The organism is Agrobacterium tumefaciens str. B6 (assembly GCF_001541315.1).
GTDB lineage: Bacteria > Pseudomonadota > Alphaproteobacteria > Rhizobiales > Rhizobiaceae > Agrobacterium > Agrobacterium radiobacter.
On record NZ_LMVK01000012.1, the window covers coordinates 36250 to 51340 of the forward strand.

At 60.7% G+C, this 15091-nt stretch carries 19 protein-coding genes; 12 read left to right on the plus strand and 7 right to left on the minus strand.

The window, feature by feature from the left end; translation table 11 throughout:
• Positions 1 to 25 precede the first annotated feature (25 nt).
• On the plus strand, positions 26 to 409 hold the full coding sequence (locus ASB65_RS10265) for an MbcA/ParS/Xre antitoxin family protein (protein WP_003509376.1): 384 nt from the start codon (positions 26 to 28) through the stop codon (positions 407 to 409).
• Positions 369 to 1130, plus strand: coding sequence for an RES family NAD+ phosphorylase (locus ASB65_RS10270; RefSeq protein WP_060723912.1), 762 nt, complete (start codon positions 369 to 371; stop codon positions 1128 to 1130). The genes ASB65_RS10265 and ASB65_RS10270 overlap by 41 nt, the downstream gene beginning before the upstream one ends.
• A gap of 38 nt (positions 1131 to 1168) precedes the next feature.
• Here ASB65_RS10270 and ASB65_RS10275 read toward each other — a convergent pair whose 3' ends face one another.
• From ASB65_RS10275 to ASB65_RS10285, 3 genes are all read right to left on the minus strand, one after another.
• Positions 1169 to 2683, minus strand: a complete 1515-nt coding sequence (locus tag ASB65_RS10275; RefSeq protein ID WP_060723913.1) for an ABC-F family ATP-binding cassette domain-containing protein — start codon at positions 2681 to 2683, stop codon at positions 1169 to 1171.
• A 385-nt stretch (positions 2684 to 3068) separates the two neighbouring features.
• Entirely contained in the window at positions 3069 to 3491 is a 423-nt protein-coding gene (locus tag ASB65_RS10280; protein ID WP_060723914.1) for a YciI family protein, read from the minus strand.
• A gap of 99 nt (positions 3492 to 3590) precedes the next feature.
• A complete protein-coding gene (locus tag ASB65_RS10285) occupies positions 3591 to 4037 on the minus strand; it encodes a MarR family winged helix-turn-helix transcriptional regulator (RefSeq protein ID WP_060723915.1) in 447 nt (148 codons plus the stop codon).
• A 149-nt stretch (positions 4038 to 4186) separates the two neighbouring features.
• On the opposite strand from ASB65_RS10285, the gene ASB65_RS10290 reads away from it, so the two are divergent.
• From ASB65_RS10290 to ASB65_RS10300, 3 genes are all read left to right on the plus strand, one after another.
• On the plus strand, positions 4187 to 4915 hold the full coding sequence (locus ASB65_RS10290) for a DUF899 domain-containing protein (RefSeq protein WP_060723916.1): 729 nt from the start codon (positions 4187 to 4189) through the stop codon (positions 4913 to 4915).
• A gap of 27 nt (positions 4916 to 4942) precedes the next feature.
• Complete coding sequence (locus ASB65_RS10295) at positions 4943 to 5437, plus strand: DUF1579 domain-containing protein (protein WP_020813088.1); 495 nt, start codon at positions 4943 to 4945, stop codon at positions 5435 to 5437.
• A gap of 96 nt (positions 5438 to 5533) precedes the next feature.
• Positions 5534 to 6313: a VOC family protein gene (locus ASB65_RS10300; protein ID WP_003509361.1), complete on the plus strand. Its 780-nt coding sequence runs from the start codon at positions 5534 to 5536 to the stop codon at positions 6311 to 6313.
• 40 nt (positions 6314 to 6353) lie between these two features.
• On the opposite strand, the gene ASB65_RS10305 is transcribed toward ASB65_RS10300, so the two are convergent.
• Entirely contained in the window at positions 6354 to 7250 is an 897-nt protein-coding gene (locus ASB65_RS10305) for a LysR family transcriptional regulator (RefSeq protein ID WP_060723917.1), read from the minus strand.
• 122 nt (positions 7251 to 7372) lie between these two features.
• Here ASB65_RS10305 and ASB65_RS10310 point away from each other — a divergent pair, with 122 nt between their 5' ends.
• The 3 genes from ASB65_RS10310 to ASB65_RS10320 are packed head-to-tail and all read left to right on the plus strand — an operon-like array spanning position 7373 to position 8929.
• Positions 7373 to 8095, plus strand: a complete 723-nt coding sequence (locus ASB65_RS10310) for an SDR family oxidoreductase (RefSeq protein WP_003509357.1) — start codon at positions 7373 to 7375, stop codon at positions 8093 to 8095.
• 10 nt (positions 8096 to 8105) lie between these two features.
• Entirely contained in the window at positions 8106 to 8582 is a 477-nt protein-coding gene (locus ASB65_RS10315; protein WP_003509356.1) for a carboxymuconolactone decarboxylase family protein, read from the plus strand.
• Positions 8579 to 8929, plus strand: a complete 351-nt coding sequence (locus tag ASB65_RS10320; protein ID WP_003509341.1) for an Atu4866 domain-containing protein — start codon at positions 8579 to 8581, stop codon at positions 8927 to 8929. The genes ASB65_RS10315 and ASB65_RS10320 overlap by 4 nt, the downstream gene beginning before the upstream one ends.
• Positions 8930 to 8985: 56 nt before the next feature.
• Here ASB65_RS10320 and ASB65_RS10325 read toward each other — a convergent pair whose 3' ends face one another.
• On the minus strand, positions 8986 to 10557 hold the full coding sequence (locus tag ASB65_RS10325) for a helicase HerA-like C-terminal domain-containing protein (protein ID WP_060723918.1): 1572 nt from the start codon (positions 10555 to 10557) through the stop codon (positions 8986 to 8988).
• A gap of 314 nt (positions 10558 to 10871) precedes the next feature.
• Here ASB65_RS10325 and ASB65_RS10330 point away from each other — a divergent pair, with 314 nt between their 5' ends.
• Positions 10872 to 11267: a hypothetical protein gene (locus ASB65_RS10330; RefSeq protein ID WP_003509338.1), complete on the plus strand. Its 396-nt coding sequence runs from the start codon at positions 10872 to 10874 to the stop codon at positions 11265 to 11267.
• A 7-nt stretch (positions 11268 to 11274) separates the two neighbouring features.
• Here ASB65_RS10330 and ASB65_RS10335 read toward each other — a convergent pair whose 3' ends face one another.
• On the minus strand, positions 11275 to 11706 hold the full coding sequence (locus ASB65_RS10335; protein ID WP_003509337.1) for a winged helix-turn-helix transcriptional regulator: 432 nt from the start codon (positions 11704 to 11706) through the stop codon (positions 11275 to 11277).
• Positions 11707 to 11809: 103 nt separating this feature from the next.
• Between ASB65_RS10335 and ASB65_RS10340 the strand changes: the two genes are divergently transcribed.
• The 3 genes from ASB65_RS10340 to ASB65_RS10350 all read left to right on the plus strand — a co-directional run bounded on the left by ASB65_RS10340 (position 11810) and on the right by ASB65_RS10350 (position 14237).
• Positions 11810 to 12568, plus strand: a complete 759-nt coding sequence (locus tag ASB65_RS10340) for an SDR family oxidoreductase (protein WP_060723919.1) — start codon at positions 11810 to 11812, stop codon at positions 12566 to 12568.
• 70 nt (positions 12569 to 12638) lie between these two features.
• Positions 12639 to 13445: a helix-turn-helix transcriptional regulator gene (locus ASB65_RS10345; protein ID WP_060723920.1), complete on the plus strand. Its 807-nt coding sequence runs from the start codon at positions 12639 to 12641 to the stop codon at positions 13443 to 13445.
• A 180-nt stretch (positions 13446 to 13625) separates the two neighbouring features.
• Positions 13626 to 14237 (plus strand): LysE family translocator, encoded by a 612-nt coding sequence (locus ASB65_RS10350; protein ID WP_060723921.1) that lies wholly within the window; start codon positions 13626 to 13628, stop codon positions 14235 to 14237.
• 25 nt (positions 14238 to 14262) lie between these two features.
• On the opposite strand, the gene ASB65_RS10355 is transcribed toward ASB65_RS10350, so the two are convergent.
• Positions 14263 to 15090: an aldo/keto reductase gene (locus ASB65_RS10355; protein WP_060723922.1), complete on the minus strand. Its 828-nt coding sequence runs from the start codon at positions 15088 to 15090 to the stop codon at positions 14263 to 14265.
• Between the last annotated feature and the right edge of the window lies 1 nt (position 15091).

A 15091-nucleotide genomic window follows, 5' to 3' on the forward strand; every position in this document is an offset into this window, starting at 1 on the left:
TCTTTCCAAGGAAAGGATGTGCGCCATGAATATTCACGCCAAGACCGCCATGGAACCTGCTTCGCAGGGCAGGGTCGTCACCAAGGCCGTTATGACGGCTGCCGAGCGGCTGGGCCTGAATGCTGCCCGCACCGCGGATATTCTCGGTGTTTCCGCGCCGACGGTGTCGCGCATGAAACGGCTGGATTTCCTGCTGGAGCCGGGCGCCAAGTCCTTCGAGCTTGCGGTGCTGCTGATCCGGGTTTTCCGCTCGCTGGATGCGATTACCGGCGGCGATGAGGCGGTGGCTAAAAACTGGCTGCGCAATCACAATACGGCGCTTGATGCCGTGCCTGCCGAGAGGCTCACCACCATTACCGGATTGATCGATGTCCTCTCCTATCTGGATGCCCGACGCGCTCCTGTCTGAAAAACGCGCCGCATCGGGAAAATACTGGCGGCTGGTGGAAGCGCAGCATCAGGTATCCACCATGAAACTGGTGGATACGGTGGAGGAGCAATCGCTGCTGGAAGATATTCTGGAGGCGAGTAAACGGCCGTTTCCGCCGGAATGTGCCGGTTTCGACTATCTTCTTGCGACGCCCTTCCGTTATGGCGCCGCCTATCCGCACGGCTCGCGGTTCCGCCGGGCGGGCTTTACCGAAGGCGTTTATTACGCCGCCGTGAAGGTGGAAACGGCGCTTGCCGAAATGGCCTTCTACCGGCTGCTGTTTTATGCGGAATCCCCCGGCACGCCGCTGCCCGCCAATCCCGCCGATTATTCCGCCTTCGCCGCCCGTATCGCTACCGATGCGGCGCTGGATTTGACGAAACCGGAACTGAACCGCGACGAAGCGCAGTGGACCGATCTGCAAAATTACGAGCCATGCCAGGCGCTGGCCGAGCAGGCACGTGTGGCCAAGATCGAGGCGATCCTTTACCGCTCGGTGCGCGATCCCGCTGGCGGCCTCAATATCGCGATCCTGTCGCCAAAGGCCTTTGCCGAAAAAGCGCCGGTGGAACGCATGAGCTGGCGCATCCGCCTGTCGAAGACGGGCGTGCAGGCACTGTGTGAATTCCCGATGCGCAGAACGGGGTTTGCGGTCTCGGATTTCGCTGGCGATCCACGCCTCGCCAGCCTTTTGGGCTGACGGGCGTTTGCTTGTTTTACCTCGGCCCTTAAGGACCATCAGGCCGAAGCGAAAAACGCTTCGGGATCGTCGACTTCCACAAGTTTGCGCTTGTCGATCAGCCAGAAACGGGTTCCGACCGCCCGCACGAAACTCCTGTCATGCGAGACGAACACGCAGCTGGCCTCACGGCTGATGATTTCCGCCTCCAGCGCTTCCTGCCCGTCTATATCCAGATGGTTGGTGGGCTCGTCCAGCAGGTAGAAATTCGGCTCCGCCAGCCGCAGCGCCAGCATGGCAAGCCGCGCCTTCTGCCCGCCGGAAAGCGTTGCGATACGGCGTTTCTGCATTTCCATGTCGATGCCGGCGCCGGCAAGCAGGCCATGAATGCGCTGATCGCCAATATCGAAGCGGCGGGTCATGAACGCCGCCGGCGTGCTGTCGTCGTCGATTTCGGCAAGCGACTGATCGACATATCCGGCCACCAGCGAGGGCGTGGCCTTGACGCCCTCCAGTATCTGGCCCGCGTCCGATACCGCCGCCTGCAGAAGCGACATCAGCCGCGTCTTGCCGACGCCGTTGCGGCCGAGAATGACGATGCGGTCACCCTGGCGGACAAATTGCCGGCCGGTGCGAAACAGCAATGTTCCGTCCGGCGTCGAAACGGGGACATCTTCCAGCGTCACCAGAACCTTGGCATGGGTGCCGCGATTGGCGAGCTGGATCTTGCCGGCGGAACGCTCGGCATAGGCGGGCCGCGCCTTCTCCTCCAGCTTTTCGGCGCGCTGGCGCAATTGCTTGGTCTTGACGGTCAGAAGATCGCTGCCGGAATTGATGCCGATGTTGTTGAGCTTGGCGGCCTGCCGGCGCAATTGCTGCGCGGTTTTCATGTCGCGCTGGAAACGCCGCTCATCGGCGGCATCCTCCTCTTCCAGTGCTAGCCGCGCATGGCCGTAGGGCAACCGGAACAGCGCCGAATTTTCCGGCCGCAGGAACAGCGTGGTCTTCGTGACATTGTCGAGAAAGGCGCGATCATGGCTGACGATGATAACTGCGGTATCGCGCGGCAATTCAGCGAGCCAGTTTTCCAGCACGTTGATTTTTTCAAGGTCGAGATGGTTGGTCGGTTCATCGAGCAGGAGGACGTCAGGCTCGGTGATCCATGCCCGCGCCAGCATGGCCAGCCTCTGCCAGCCGCCGCTCAGCTCTTTCAGGCGGCGCTCGCGGAACGGCTCCGGCACCAGCATCGCGTCGAAAATAATGTCGGCGCGCCAGCTTTCACTGTCGATCGTATCCGCCGGCAGGGCGGAAAGCACGGCATCCCGCATCGTCTGTTCCATAAGCCGGGAGGGCAGGTGCTGGTGGACGATGGACTGCGTCAGCCCGCGCAGCCGGGTGATATCGCCGCTGGTGGCGTCCAGCTCACCGGCAAGGCAATTGAGCAGGGTGGATTTGCCGCAGCCATTGGCGGCGACGATGCCGATGCGATCCCCTGCATTCACGGTGAGGCTGAGATTGGAAAAAAGCGGCTTGCCCAGAATGATTCCGAGGTTTCGAAGCGTGATGATGGTCATAATTTGTCTCTGGCGAAACGGACCCGCGACGAACCGTGGTCTGCGGCAATGCAGTACGGGGTTTCGGTTCGGGATGATCCGTCGTGAAAACATGCGCAACGGCAGACAAGCTGCATTCTGCGCGGCCTTTTGGGCAAACCAGAGTTTTGGTGTTCCGGTCAGCCCTGCAAACGCGTCTGCAGGGCAAAAAGGTGGCAGAGCTGACGATTGCGCCAGAAGCAGGAAATATCCATGCGAAGCCTCCTTTCTTGAAACGGGTTGAACCGCTCCACCATTAACAGCGGTGGTTGTTCGAGGCAATGGTTTTTGGAGTAGGACGCCGTGCGGGAGAATGCGGCAGGCCCGCACTCTCCCGTTTCAATCAGCTCTCGACCTTGAGCGGCTTTTATTGCTTCGCGACACGCGCGCGCAGCTCTTCGACATGGGCGGCGATTTCAGGCGTCACCACATCGCCGAAATCCTCCATTTCGAACATCGGGCGGATTTCGATCTCGCTGCGCTCCAGCATCGGGTTCGGGCAGCGTTTCACCCATTCCACGGCTTCGTCCATATCCTTCACATTCCAGATCCAGAAACCGGCGACCAGCTCGTTGGTGTGCGGGAAGGGGCCATTGACGACGGTGCGGCTGTCGCCGTCAAAAATGACTCTCTTGCCCTTGGACGAGGGGTGCAGGCCGTCGCCGGATTGCATGATGCCGGCATTGACCAGTTCCTCGTTGAATTTCCCCATTGCCTCCATCAGCTCAGTCGTGGGCATGACGCCATCTTCGCTGCTCTTGGTGGCTTTTACAAAAACGATAACACGCATGATCTTTCCTCCTTGATCGCGTTTTCCGTAGTTTCGCTCCCCGGCACGACGGCCAGATGACATTCTTGTCGACAAAAGTGGCGCTATGCCGGCTTCCCGTCAGCCGAGATCGATAAGATCGCGGCGCAGGCGGTCGGGGTCGCCGCTGCCGATGCGGGCCTCGATTTCGGCATGGGTCTGTTGCCAGCTGGGGAAGGCGGCGGTGAGCCCGGCCATGCCTGCGGCCGTCAGCCGCAGCCGCTTGCCGCGCTTGTCCTTCGGGTCCTGTTCGATGCTGACCAGCCCGCGCCGTTCCAAAGGCTTCAGCGCCGCCGTCAGCGTCGTGCGGTCCATGGCCAGAAGATTGGCGACCGGCCCCATCGGCGGCGGCTCCGGCCGGTTGAGCGACATCAGCAGCGAAAATTGCCCATTGGTGATGCCGACCGGCTTCAGCGCATTGTCGAAAAGCCGCGCCAAAGCCCGCGCCGCACGCTGCGCATGCAGGCAGAGACAGGCGTCCCGCACGAAAAGAGTTGTCGAAAAAGGAATCACGCTGGCGTTTGACATGGGATAAATATGTTGATATCAACCTAATTAGTCAAGCGGAACTTGATGCCCCGCAGACTGTTAATTGCCTTTCAGCACAGAAATAGGCGGTGCCCTCCGTAAAAGCGGAGCGGTGCCGTGGTGAAAGACGGATCCAAGGAGGAAAGATCATGTCTCATCCCGTCGTTTCGAAGGAGGAGTGGCTTGCGGCCCGCCGCGATCTGCTGGTGAAGGAAAAGGAACTGACCCGAGCCCGTGACAGGCTGAACGAGGCCCGGCGCTCGCTGCCCTGGGAAGAGGTGACGAAGGACTATATCTTCGACGCGCCTTCCGGCCCCAAATCGCTACAGGAACTGTTCGGCACCTGCAGCCAGCTGATCGTCTACCACTTCATGCTGGCGCCGGACTGGGAGGAGGGCTGTGTCGGCTGCTCTTTCTTTGCCGATCACGTCGATGGCGCGCTGATCCACCTCAAACATGGCGATGCGGGTTTCGTCGCGGTGTCGCGCGCGCCGCTTGAAAAGATCGAAAGCTACAGAAACCGCATGGGCTGGAAATTCCCGTGGGTTTCAGCCGAAGGCAGCGATTTCAACTATGATTATCAGGCCTCGTTCCGCGACGAGGATATGACCAAAGGCGAAATCACCTATAATTACCGTGACATGGCGCCCTATGGCGACCTGAAGGACCTGCACGGCATCAGCGTTTTCGCCAAGGGCGATGACGGCAAGATCTACCACACCTACTCCACTTACGCCCGCGGCGCGGAGCAGACGCTCGGTACGCTGATGCTGCTCGATCTGGTGCCAAAAGGCCGTAATGAAGAGGAGGTAATGGATTGGGTGCGCCGTCACGACCAGTATGAGGACGCACCGAAGGCCGCTTCCTGCTGCCACTGAAAACTGACGGACGAGGAGGAAACGAAAATGGAAATGGAAATCGCCAAGCCGCAGAAGGAACATGAATTCCTGAAGAGGATCGTCGGAGACTGGGTCATGACCTCCAGTTCCGGTCATGAGGACTACAATGCCGACGACCCGTCGCAGCAATTCACCGAGACCGTCCGCTCCGTCGGCGGTTTGTGGATCATCGGCAACGGCACCGGCAAGATGCCTGACGGCACGGATATGACAGCCGTGATCACGGTCGGTTTCGATCCGGCCAAGGGCAATTTCGTCGGCACCTGGGTGGGGTCGATGATGACCAATCTCTGGGTCTACAAGGGCTGGCTGGAAGAGGACGGCAAGACCCTGACGTTGGAAGCGGAAGGCCCCGCCTTCGACGGCTCCGGCAGCACCGCTACCTATCATGACGTGCTGGTGCTGCATGATGATAATCACCGCAGCTTTTCCGGCAGCGTCAAGCAGCCGGACGGCACATTCAAGACCTTCATGACATCGGAATTCCGCCGCAAGGCCTGAAGCCCCGCCGGAATTTCACCTGAGCACCAGCGCCGCCGCGTCCTGCGGTGGGCAATGGCCGACACTCACCCGCCAAAACCTCCATAGGAGACGACAATGTCCGATACACATGGAAAATTCATCTGGGTCGAGCTGATGACGCCCGACATGGAAGCGGCAGCCCGCTTTTATGGTCATGTCGTCGGCTGGCAGACCAAGGATTTCGGCTCGCCGGAAATGCCCTATCTGGTGCTGGAGGCCGATGGCAAAGGCATGGGCGGCGTCATGGAGCTGACCGACGAGCACAAGGGCCAGGGCATTCCCCCGAACTGGACCGCTTATGTCGATGTTGACGATGTGGACGCCACGGCGAAACAATTCGCCGAAAAGGGCGGTGCGATCAGACGCCCCCCGCAGGATATTCCCGAAATCGGCCGCTTTGCCGTGGTCGCCGATCCCTTTGGTGCGGTGCTCTGTATCATGACGCCGCTGCCGATGGAAACCGGCGGTTTTCCCGAGGATATGCAGGAAAAGCAGGGCCATGTCGGCTGGCATGAACTCTTCACCGATAATGTTGATGAGGCCATGGCCTTTTACGGCGACGTGTTCGGCTGGACCAAGGACCATGATTTCGACATGGGCGACATGGGCCCGTACCGCATCTTCGCCTACAAGGGCAAAGCCGTCGGCGGCATAATGAAACGCATGCCGCAGGTCCCTGTCTGTCATTGGGGTTATTACTTCAATGTGGATGGCATCGATGAAGCCATCACCCGCGTCAGCACCGGCGGCGGCAAGGTCGTCAACGGCCCGATGGAGGTTCCCGGCGGAAGCTGGATCGTCAATTGCGTCGATCCGCAGGGTGCCTATTTCTCGCTGGTTTCACAGAAGAAATAGTCCTGTTTTCTGATGATCTGCCGGGGCTTTCTCCGGCAGATTACCGCTCTCTCGACAGGCGGGCGGGATCGATGAAGGCGCGCAGCTTCGGCGCAAGGTTACGGCGGCTGGGGTAATAGAGATAAAATCCCGCAAAGGTCGGGGAATGGTCTTCCAGCATGGAAACGAGTTGCCCGCTCTCCAGATAGGGGCGGAACGTTTCTTCCATGCCGAAGGTGATGCCCGCGCCGGCGCAGGCCAGCTTGATCATCAGCTGCATGTCGTTGGTGGTGAAATCAGGCTCCACCGCCACCGCAAATTCGCGGCCGTTTTTGGCAAATTCCCACCTGTATGGCGCCACACCCGGACGGGGGCGCCAGCCGATACACCTGTGCTGGATCAACTCGCGGGGCTGCACTGGCAGGCCGAAGCGGTCCCGATAGCCAGGGGAGCAGACGGCGAGCTGCCGCTGCGGAGCGGAAACCGGAACGGCAATCATGTCCTGCGCGATCAGTTCTCCAAGACGCACGCCGGCATCGTAATGTTCGGCGACGATATCGAATTCCTCGTCCGTCACGACGATATCAAGCTGCACCTCGGGGTGCATGTCCGCAAAGCTTGCAAGCAATGGCCCGGATAAAAAACGCTCGGCAATCGAGGAAACGGCAAGGCGCAACTGCCCGCGCACGGCGCCGCTCAGGGACGACGCAGCATTGGCTGCCTGGACGAGATTGCCGATGGATGGCGACACATCCGCATAAAGCTGCTGCCCCGCTTCCGTCAGGCTGACGCTGCGCGTCGTGCGCTGTACCAGCGCTATTCCCATTGTCTCTTCAAGCTTGCGGATGGTCTGGCTCACGGCGGACCGGGTTATGCCGAGCCTGTCCGCGACAGCCCGGAAGTTGCGCTCGTCGGCAACCATGCAGAATGTGGAAAGCGCGTTGAGATCGATGTTCATTGGTTAGAAATTCTATCCATTGAGGTTATGATTGAGGCGGTTATCACGACAATGCCCAAGCTTTATCTTGTCCGCAACGGTCGCTTTCAGAAAAAGCGGGCCGTAACACCAAGGAGAAAGCCATGACATTGAACAAAGTCGTTCTCATCACAGGTGCATCGAGCGGGATCGGTGAGGGTATCGCAAGGGAACTGGCGGCCGCCGGGGCGAGGCTGGTGCTGGGCGCGCGCCGCATGGACCGCTTGCAGGTGCTGGCCGAAGAATTGCGCGGGAAGGGTGCCGAGGTCGTCGCCCATCCGCTTGATGTTACGGACAGACAGAGCGTCGAGGCTTTTGCGGAGGCCGGACGCAAGGCTTTCGGGCAGGTCGACGTCATCGTCAACAATGCCGGTATCATGCCGCTATCGCTGATGTCGTCGCTCAAGGTCGATGAATGGGACCGGATGATCGACGTCAACATCAAGGGCGTGCTTTATGGCGTCGCCGCCGTTCTGCCCGAGATGACCGCCCGCGCATCCGGCCATATCATCAACATCGCTTCCATCGGTGCGCTCGCCGTTTCACCCACGGCGGCCGTTTATTGCGCGACGAAATTTGCGGTGCGGGCGATTTCGGACGGGCTGCGGCAGGAAAACCGCGACCTGCGCGTCACCTGCATTCACCCCGGCGTGGTGGAAAGCGAACTTGCCCACACCATCACCGATCCGGCTGCTGCGGAGCTGATGCAGACCTATCGGGCCATCGCCTTGAAACCCGACGCCATCGGCCGCGCGGTGCGCTACGCCATCGAGCAGCCTGATGATGTCGACGTCAATGAAATCGTCATCCGACCCATCGCTGCCTGAGGAGGCCGACATGAAAGCGATTTTTCCAACCGTGCTTGCGATTACCATGCTTGCGGGAAGTGCCGCCGCCATCGCCAATCCGCAGCGTCTGGATGACAGGCTGCGGCGTGGTGACGACGTCATCCGCAGCCTCAACAATGGTCGGCCCCAGGCCAATCTGGAACGTTTGCGGCAGGAGTTTCCTTTCCTCGCTGAAGCGACCGAAGGTTACGCCCTGGGGGAGGTGTGGTCGCGGCCGGGACTGGATAACCGGACCCGCCAGCTGGCCGCCGTTGCGGTCATGGCGGCCCTTGGCGAGCGGGATCTGATGAAGGTCCACGCCGGTTATGCACTCAATGTGGGCGCAACCGACGAGGAACTGAAGGAAATGATCTATCTGATCACCGTTCCCGCAGGTTTTCCCAAAGCCATCGCCGCATCCCGGACGCTGGCTGAGCTGTTCGAGGAGCGTCGCGATAACGCCGCATCGGGAGGGCAAAGGCAATGAACATTGTTTCGACATCGGTTGCGCTTCTGCTCGCAACGGCGTCCGCCGATACGGGTTCCCGCAAAGCGAATAACGCCATGGACGTGAACATGACCGAAACGGCTCAAATCCAGAACCACCCTTATATCGGCATGTGGGTCACCGGTGATGGCCATGTTCGTCAGGAGCTTTTGCCCGATGGTCGTTATGACGAGGCGCGCGGCAACCGCAAAAGCGCCTATCAGGGGCGATATGAGGTAAGGGGAAACCATATCGACTATTGGGACGATACCGGTTTTACGGCCGACGGCGAATTCGTCGACGACATTCTCTATCACGGCGGCATGATCTTCTATCGCCAGAAGTAACCGCTGTGCCAATCAAGCGCCGCCCGCCCCATCGGGAGCGGGCGGCGTGCTTGTTTCTATCGCTTCAAACTACCCAAAATCCCGCGCACGATGGCGCGGCCGACGGATGTGGCGACCGAACGGGCGGCACTTTTCATCGCCGCCTCGATTACCGTTTCGCGCTGGTAACCCGTGCGGCGGGCGCCGCCATTGCGCGAGCCGGTGGATGCCGGTGCGGGTTCTTCATCGCCGAAGCCGGGCAGACGCCAGCGGCCGGAAGCGCTTTCGGACTGGCTGGAGGCGTTTTCCTCCTCCGCGCGCCTGGCGGCTTCCGCGTCCGCTGCCTTCTGGGCACGGGCAGCGAGAATTTCGAAGGCCGATTCCCGGTCGATATCCTTGTCATATTGGCCGGCGACGGGGCTGACATCGATCAGCGACCTGCGCTCCGCATCCGTCAGCGGTCCGACACGGCCGGAAGGCGGGCGCACGAGGGTGCGCTCGACGATGGAGGGCGCGCCCTTGTCATGCAGGGTCGAGATCAGCGCCTCACCGGTGCCGAGCGTGGTGATGGTGTCGGCGGTGTTGAAGGCCGGGTTCTGGCGGAAGGTGTCGGCCGCCGTGCGCACCGCTTTCTGCTCGCGCGGCGTATAGGCGCGAAGCGCATGCTGCACGCGGTTGCCGAGCTGGGCAAGAACGGTTTCCGGCACGTCGAGCGGGTTCTGCGTCACGAAATAGACGCCGACGCCCTTGGAGCGGATAAGGCGCACGACCTGTTCCACGCGTTCCACCAGCACCCGTGGCGCATCGTTGAAGAGCAGATGCGCCTCATCGAAGAAGAACACCAGGCGCGGCTTTTCCGGGTCGCCCACCTCAGGCAGTTCTTCGAAGAGTTCCGAGAGCATCCAGAGCAGGAAGGTGGCGTAAAGGCGCGGGTTCATCATCAGCCGGTCGGCGGCGAGAACCGAAATGGTGCCGCGCCCGTCCGTGCCCACGCGCATGATGTCGGCGATCTTCAGCGCCGGTTCGCCAAAGAAATTGGCCGCGCCCTGCTGTTCGAGAACCAGCAGCCCGCGCTGCAGCGAACCGACCGAGGACTTGGAAATCAGGCCGAACTGATTGGAAAGCTCCGATGCGTTTTCGCCCATATAGTTCAGGAGCGATTGCAGGTCTTTGAGATCGAGCAGCGGCAGCCCGCCCTGGTCGGCGATCTTGAAGGCGATGTTGAGCACGCCTTCCTGCGCTTCCGAGGCATCCATCAGCCGGGCAAGCAGCAGCGGCCCCATTTCGGCGATGGTGGCGCGCACGCGATGGCCTTTTTCGCCGTAGAGATCCCAGAAGATGACGGAGGATTTACCGTAGGAAAAATCGGTGAAGCCGATCTGTTCGACGCGTTTCTGCACCCAGTCCTTGGCTTCGCCTTCCGCCGCGATGCCGGAAAGGTCGCCCTTGATATCGGCGCAGAAAACCGGCACGCCGGCCTTGGAGAAACCTTCGGCAAGAACCTGCAACGTTACGGTCTTGCCCGTTCCCGTCGCGCCGGTGATCAGGCCGTGGCGGTTGCCGAATTTCAGTTCCAGATATTCGCCCTTGTTCAGGCTGTCGTCCGGATTGCGGCTGGTCCCGATATAGAGCTGTCCGTCCTGCAACATCGACCATTTTCTCCTGCGGCTGATGCATGACCCTTTAAATCGCGCCGGATTTTGTAAAAGTCATGTCCGAATTAAAAGCGTAGCTGGCATGCGGTGACCGTTCCTCGCGAAAGCGGCCTTTTCATAGTTTGGTTGTGATGATCTTATAAGGACAGTTTCAAGGCGCAACAACTGCTTGATGCCGATGAGGAAAAACCGCTTGATGAAAGTTGCCGCACCTGTTCGTGGCCGCTTGAATGCAGCATGAGATTGTTTTACGTTGACGTTAACGTCAGTTATTCGATGTTGGCGTCGTTTTTCAACAGGAGGCAAGAATGAACGAAGTCGTGGATCAGATCGCCGTAAAGGCGGGGATCGACCCTGAACTGGCTGAAAAGGCCGTTGGCATGATTCTCGGTTTTCTCCAGCGCGAGGCCGCAGACGGCCCGATCGCGCGGATGATCGAAGCCATTCCCGGCGCCAGCGATCTGGTGGCGCAGTATAATGGCGAGGGTGCCGGCGGCGGCGGCGGTCTGCTCGGCGGCCTGATGAGCGCCATCGGCGGCGGCGGCATCATGGGTCTCGGTCAGCAGCTGATGAGCCAGGGCCTCGGCATGAGCGAGATTTCCACGCTCGCCAAGGAAACCATCTCCGTTGCCCGCCAGCATGCGGGCGATGAGGTTGTCGATCAGGTGATCGCCTCGGTTCCGGGTCTCAGCCAGTTCGCCTGAGGCGAAGCTACTCCATCGCGGGGCGCGGCGGCTGTTCATTGAACAGGCGGCGCGCCTCTTCTATTTCGGCATGGTGCGTTTCCGCCCATATCCAAACGCCGCAAAAGGCGCTGCCCAGCGTGCGGCCGAGGTTCGTCAGAGCGTAATCCACATGCGGCGGAATGACGGGGTGCACGGTGCGGCGCACCAGCCCGTCGCTTTCCATCTGCCGCAGTGTTTTCGTCAACATCTTCTGGCTGATATTGCCCACCAGCCTGCCGATCTGCGTGAAGCGCAGCGTGCCGTGCTCTTCCAGCACTTCCAGAATGAGCATCGTCCATTTGTCGGCAACTTTCGCAATGATGTCCTGAACCAGCGCCTCTATCGCCGGATCGGTATCCGTGGGCGGCGGAACCTTGCGCCGGTTCTCGATGGCCGGGTCGGCCGCGTGCCGTTTCATCTTACACTCTCCATTGGGTAAGTATAAATCTTTTGGGTGCCTACTTTCGATTGGAGAGTATCATAGCTAACTTCCTTTCAGCCAACAAGCAAAGGATGTTCCAATGAAAATCACGGGCAATACCATTCTCATCACCGGCGGTGGTTCGGGCATCGGCCGGGCGCTGGCGGAAGCGTTTCATCAGGCAGGCAACAGGGTCATCATTTCCGGCCGCCGCCAGGCTGTGCTCGACGAGGTGACGGCCGCCAACCCGGGCATGGCCTCGATGGTGATGGATGCGGCGGACGCCGTGGGCATTCGCGCATTTGCCGACGCGCTGGTGAAGGCCCATCCGACCCTCAACGCCGTCATCAACAATGCCGGCATCATGCGGCCGGAAGACATTGCCGCCGCACCGGATTATCTCGATACGGCCGAAGAAACCATCGCCCCCAATCTCCTCGCGCCCATCCGCCTGACGGCTGCGCTTCTGCCGCATTTCCTAAAGCAGCCCGCCGCCACGGTGCTGACTGTCTCGTCGGGCCTCGCCTTCGTGCCCATGGTGCTGACCCCCACCTACAGCGCCACCAAATCCGCCATCCATGCCTATTCGGTTGCGCTGCGTGAGCAGCTGAAGGAGACGCCGGTGGAAGTCATCGAAATCGTACCGCCCTATGTGCAGACGACGCTGATGGGCGAGGGGCAGGCGAGCGACGAAAGGGCGATGCCGCTCGACGCCTTCATTTCCGAGGTGATGGATATTCTTGAAAATCGTCCGGATGAGAATGAAGTGGTGGTGGAACGCTGCAAGCCGCTGCGTTTTGCCGCGCAGAACGGCAATTTCGATCAGGTCTTTGCCATGATCAACCATATGCATCCGTAAGCGGCAACGTCTGTCGCATGGGGGCATCCTGTGATAGCGTCGCGCTCTTTTCTGCGGAGCGCGCGCTTTCATGGGCCAAGGCCAGTTCCTGATGCCGAAAACCAGCATGCCCGGCGTCGTCGCCGTGGTGGCGGACAGCGATCGTTCTTTCCCGCGCCACATGCATGATCAGTTTGGCATCGGCCTCATCGAACGCGGCGCGCAGAAATCGCTTTCCGGTCGTGGCATGGTGGAGGCCGGCGCCGGCCATGTCATCACCGTCAATCCGGGCGAGGTGCATGACGGCATTCCGCTCGGGGCGGGCGGCCGCGCCTGGCGGATGCTTTATCTCGACATCGATATCGTCCGCGACGCCATTGCCGATGTCTGCGAGAAGGATCGAGGTTCTTTCGAATTTGCCTATCCCGTCGATGCAAGGCCGCTAGCAGCCCGGTTCTGCGCTGTCTTTTCTGCGATGACCGCAAGGCAGCGGCCGGGCGAAACCCTGCATGGCGACGAGGCCCTGCTGATGCTTCTGGCGGGTGCGATGGAGGTGGCTGCCAAACCGCGCGAAACTACCGCACTCGACAGCATAAGACGGGCGAAAAGCAGCATCGACGATGATCCCGCCCGGCCGTTCCGCCTCGCCGATCTGGCGAGCGAGGCCGGCATGAGCCAGTTCCGCTTCCTGCGTGCTTTCGCCAAGGCGACGGGGCTGACGCCGCACAGCTATCTTCTCCAGCGGCGCATGCATCTGGCCCGGCATGCGCTGGCCAGCGGTACGCGGCCTGCCGAGGCGGCCTTTGCCGCCGGTTTTACCGACCAGAGCCATCTGAACCGGTTTTTCGTGCGGCAATTCGGCGTGACGCCGGCGGTTTATCGGGCGGCGTTTTCGTAGATGCTTTCTCCACCCTCATTCCTGTGACAAGCACAGGAATGAGGGAGAGTGGGTTGGCCCAGCCCCTCAGCCTGCTATTACCGCGCGAGCCTCCGAGCATCAGCTCTGCAATTTCGTCCAAGACACCCACCCCACGCGCCATCATGCTCCTGTCCTCCACCCACAGGACATACCCGCACCATGACACCCGAATTCCTCATCACATCCTTCATCGTCGCCGCTTCTCCGGGAACCGGCGTGGTCTACACGCTGGCCGCCGGTCTCTCGCAGGGGGCGAGGGCGAGCGTGATTGCGGCCTTCGGCTGCACGCTCGGCATCGTGCCGCATCTGCTCGCCGCCATCACCGGCCTTGCCGCCATTCTGCACACCAGCGCGCTGGCCTTCGGCATCGTCAAATATCTGGGGGTCGCCTACCTCATCTACATGGCGTGGAATACGCTGCGGGAAGACGGTGCGCTGAAGATCGATGATGCCGGGGAGCCGCAGAAGGCCGCCCGCGTCATCGGCGAGGCGATCCTCATCAATCTCCTGAACCCGAAACTGTCGATCTTCTTTTTCGCCTTCCTGCCGCAGTTCATCGCGCCGGATGAGGCTTTGCCGACATGGCGCATGATCGATCTCGGGCTGATCTTCATGGCCATGACGTTTCTGGTCTTTGCGCTTTACGGCTGTTTTGCCGCCTCGGTCCGGCGGCAGGTGATGTCACGCCCGGCGGTTCTCGCCTGGCTGCGGCGCAGCTTCGCCGCCGCCTTTGTGGTGCTGGGTGCGAAGCTGGCCCTGACCGAGCGATGAAACCGAACCGGACTGCCCCGCCGGCTTAGTCGTCCCAATCGGGTGCGAGGTGGCCGGGGCTGACGATGCGGCCGTTCGGTTTGGCCAGCGCGTGGATGGCCTGCATTTCCTCTTCCGTCAGCGCGAAATCGAAAATGTCGAAATTCTCCTTGAGGCGGCTTTCAGTCGCCGTCTTGGAAAGCGCCACGATATCCGGCTGCTGCACGGCCCAGCGCAGGGTCACCTGCGCGGCGGTCTTGCCATGCTTTGCGCCGATGTCCTGCAGCAGGGGATCGTTCGGCACCCTGCCATCGGCCATCAGATAATAGGCCGTCACCGACATCCCGTGTTTGCGCGCGGCCGAAATCACCTTCGTCTGGTCGAGATAGGGGTGATATTCGATCTGGTTGGTGGCAAGCGGCGTGTCGGAAAGTTTCACTGCTTCTTCGGTCAGCGCCACGTTGAAGTTGGAAATGCCGATATTGCGCACCTTTCCGGCCTTGCGCACCGCGTTCAGCGCGCCCATGCGCTCGGCAAGCGGCACATCGCTCTTCGGCCAGTGCAGCAGCAGGAGATCAACATAGTCAGTCTTCAGTTTTGCAAGGCTTTCATCGACGGAGGCGAGAAAATCGTCGTGACGAAAGCGATCCACCCAGACCTTGGTGGTGAGAAATATATCGTGGCGGGAAATGCCTGACTGAGCGAGGACCTCGCCGACGGCACCCTCGTTCTTGTAGATCTGCGCGGTATCGACATGGCGGAAACCGAGTTTCAGCGCCTCCGGCAGAATGCGCCTGACATCGTCTTCCGGAATGCGGAAGGTGCCGAAACCGAGGGCGGGAATATTCGCGCCATTGGCGTTGACGTGATACATG

Excerpts from the sequence above, each read along its gene's own strand:
- ASB65_RS10265 (WP_003509376.1), top strand. The coding sequence starts at position 26 with ATGAATATTCACGCCAAGACCGCCATGGAACCTGCTTCGCAGGGCAGG.
- ASB65_RS10270 (WP_060723912.1), top strand. The coding sequence starts at position 369 with ATGTCCTCTCCTATCTGGATGCCCGACGCGCTCCTGTCTGAAAAACGC.
- ASB65_RS10275 (WP_060723913.1), bottom strand. The coding sequence starts at position 2,683 with ATGACCATCATCACGCTTCGAAACCTCGGAATCATTCTGGGCAAGCCG.
- ASB65_RS10280 (WP_060723914.1), bottom strand. The coding sequence starts at position 3,491 with ATGCGTGTTATCGTTTTTGTAAAAGCCACCAAGAGCAGCGAAGATGGC.
- ASB65_RS10285 (WP_060723915.1), bottom strand. The coding sequence starts at position 4,037 with ATGTCAAACGCCAGCGTGATTCCTTTTTCGACAACTCTTTTCGTGCGG.
- ASB65_RS10290 (WP_060723916.1), top strand. The coding sequence starts at position 4,187 with ATGTCTCATCCCGTCGTTTCGAAGGAGGAGTGGCTTGCGGCCCGCCGC.
- ASB65_RS10295 (WP_020813088.1), top strand. The coding sequence starts at position 4,943 with ATGGAAATGGAAATCGCCAAGCCGCAGAAGGAACATGAATTCCTGAAG.
- ASB65_RS10300 (WP_003509361.1), top strand. The coding sequence starts at position 5,534 with ATGTCCGATACACATGGAAAATTCATCTGGGTCGAGCTGATGACGCCC.
- ASB65_RS10305 (WP_060723917.1), bottom strand. The coding sequence starts at position 7,250 with ATGAACATCGATCTCAACGCGCTTTCCACATTCTGCATGGTTGCCGAC.
- ASB65_RS10310 (WP_003509357.1), top strand. The coding sequence starts at position 7,373 with ATGACATTGAACAAAGTCGTTCTCATCACAGGTGCATCGAGCGGGATC.
- ASB65_RS10315 (WP_003509356.1), top strand. The coding sequence starts at position 8,106 with ATGAAAGCGATTTTTCCAACCGTGCTTGCGATTACCATGCTTGCGGGA.
- ASB65_RS10320 (WP_003509341.1), top strand. The coding sequence starts at position 8,579 with ATGAACATTGTTTCGACATCGGTTGCGCTTCTGCTCGCAACGGCGTCC.
- ASB65_RS10325 (WP_060723918.1), bottom strand. The coding sequence starts at position 10,557 with ATGTTGCAGGACGGACAGCTCTATATCGGGACCAGCCGCAATCCGGAC.
- ASB65_RS10330 (WP_003509338.1), top strand. The coding sequence starts at position 10,872 with ATGAACGAAGTCGTGGATCAGATCGCCGTAAAGGCGGGGATCGACCCT.
- ASB65_RS10335 (WP_003509337.1), bottom strand. The coding sequence starts at position 11,706 with ATGAAACGGCACGCGGCCGACCCGGCCATCGAGAACCGGCGCAAGGTT.
- ASB65_RS10340 (WP_060723919.1), top strand. The coding sequence starts at position 11,810 with ATGAAAATCACGGGCAATACCATTCTCATCACCGGCGGTGGTTCGGGC.
- ASB65_RS10345 (WP_060723920.1), top strand. The coding sequence starts at position 12,639 with ATGGGCCAAGGCCAGTTCCTGATGCCGAAAACCAGCATGCCCGGCGTC.
- ASB65_RS10350 (WP_060723921.1), top strand. The coding sequence starts at position 13,626 with ATGACACCCGAATTCCTCATCACATCCTTCATCGTCGCCGCTTCTCCG.
- ASB65_RS10355 (WP_060723922.1), bottom strand. The coding sequence starts at position 15,090 with ATGTATCACGTCAACGCCAATGGCGCGAATATTCCCGCCCTCGGTTTC.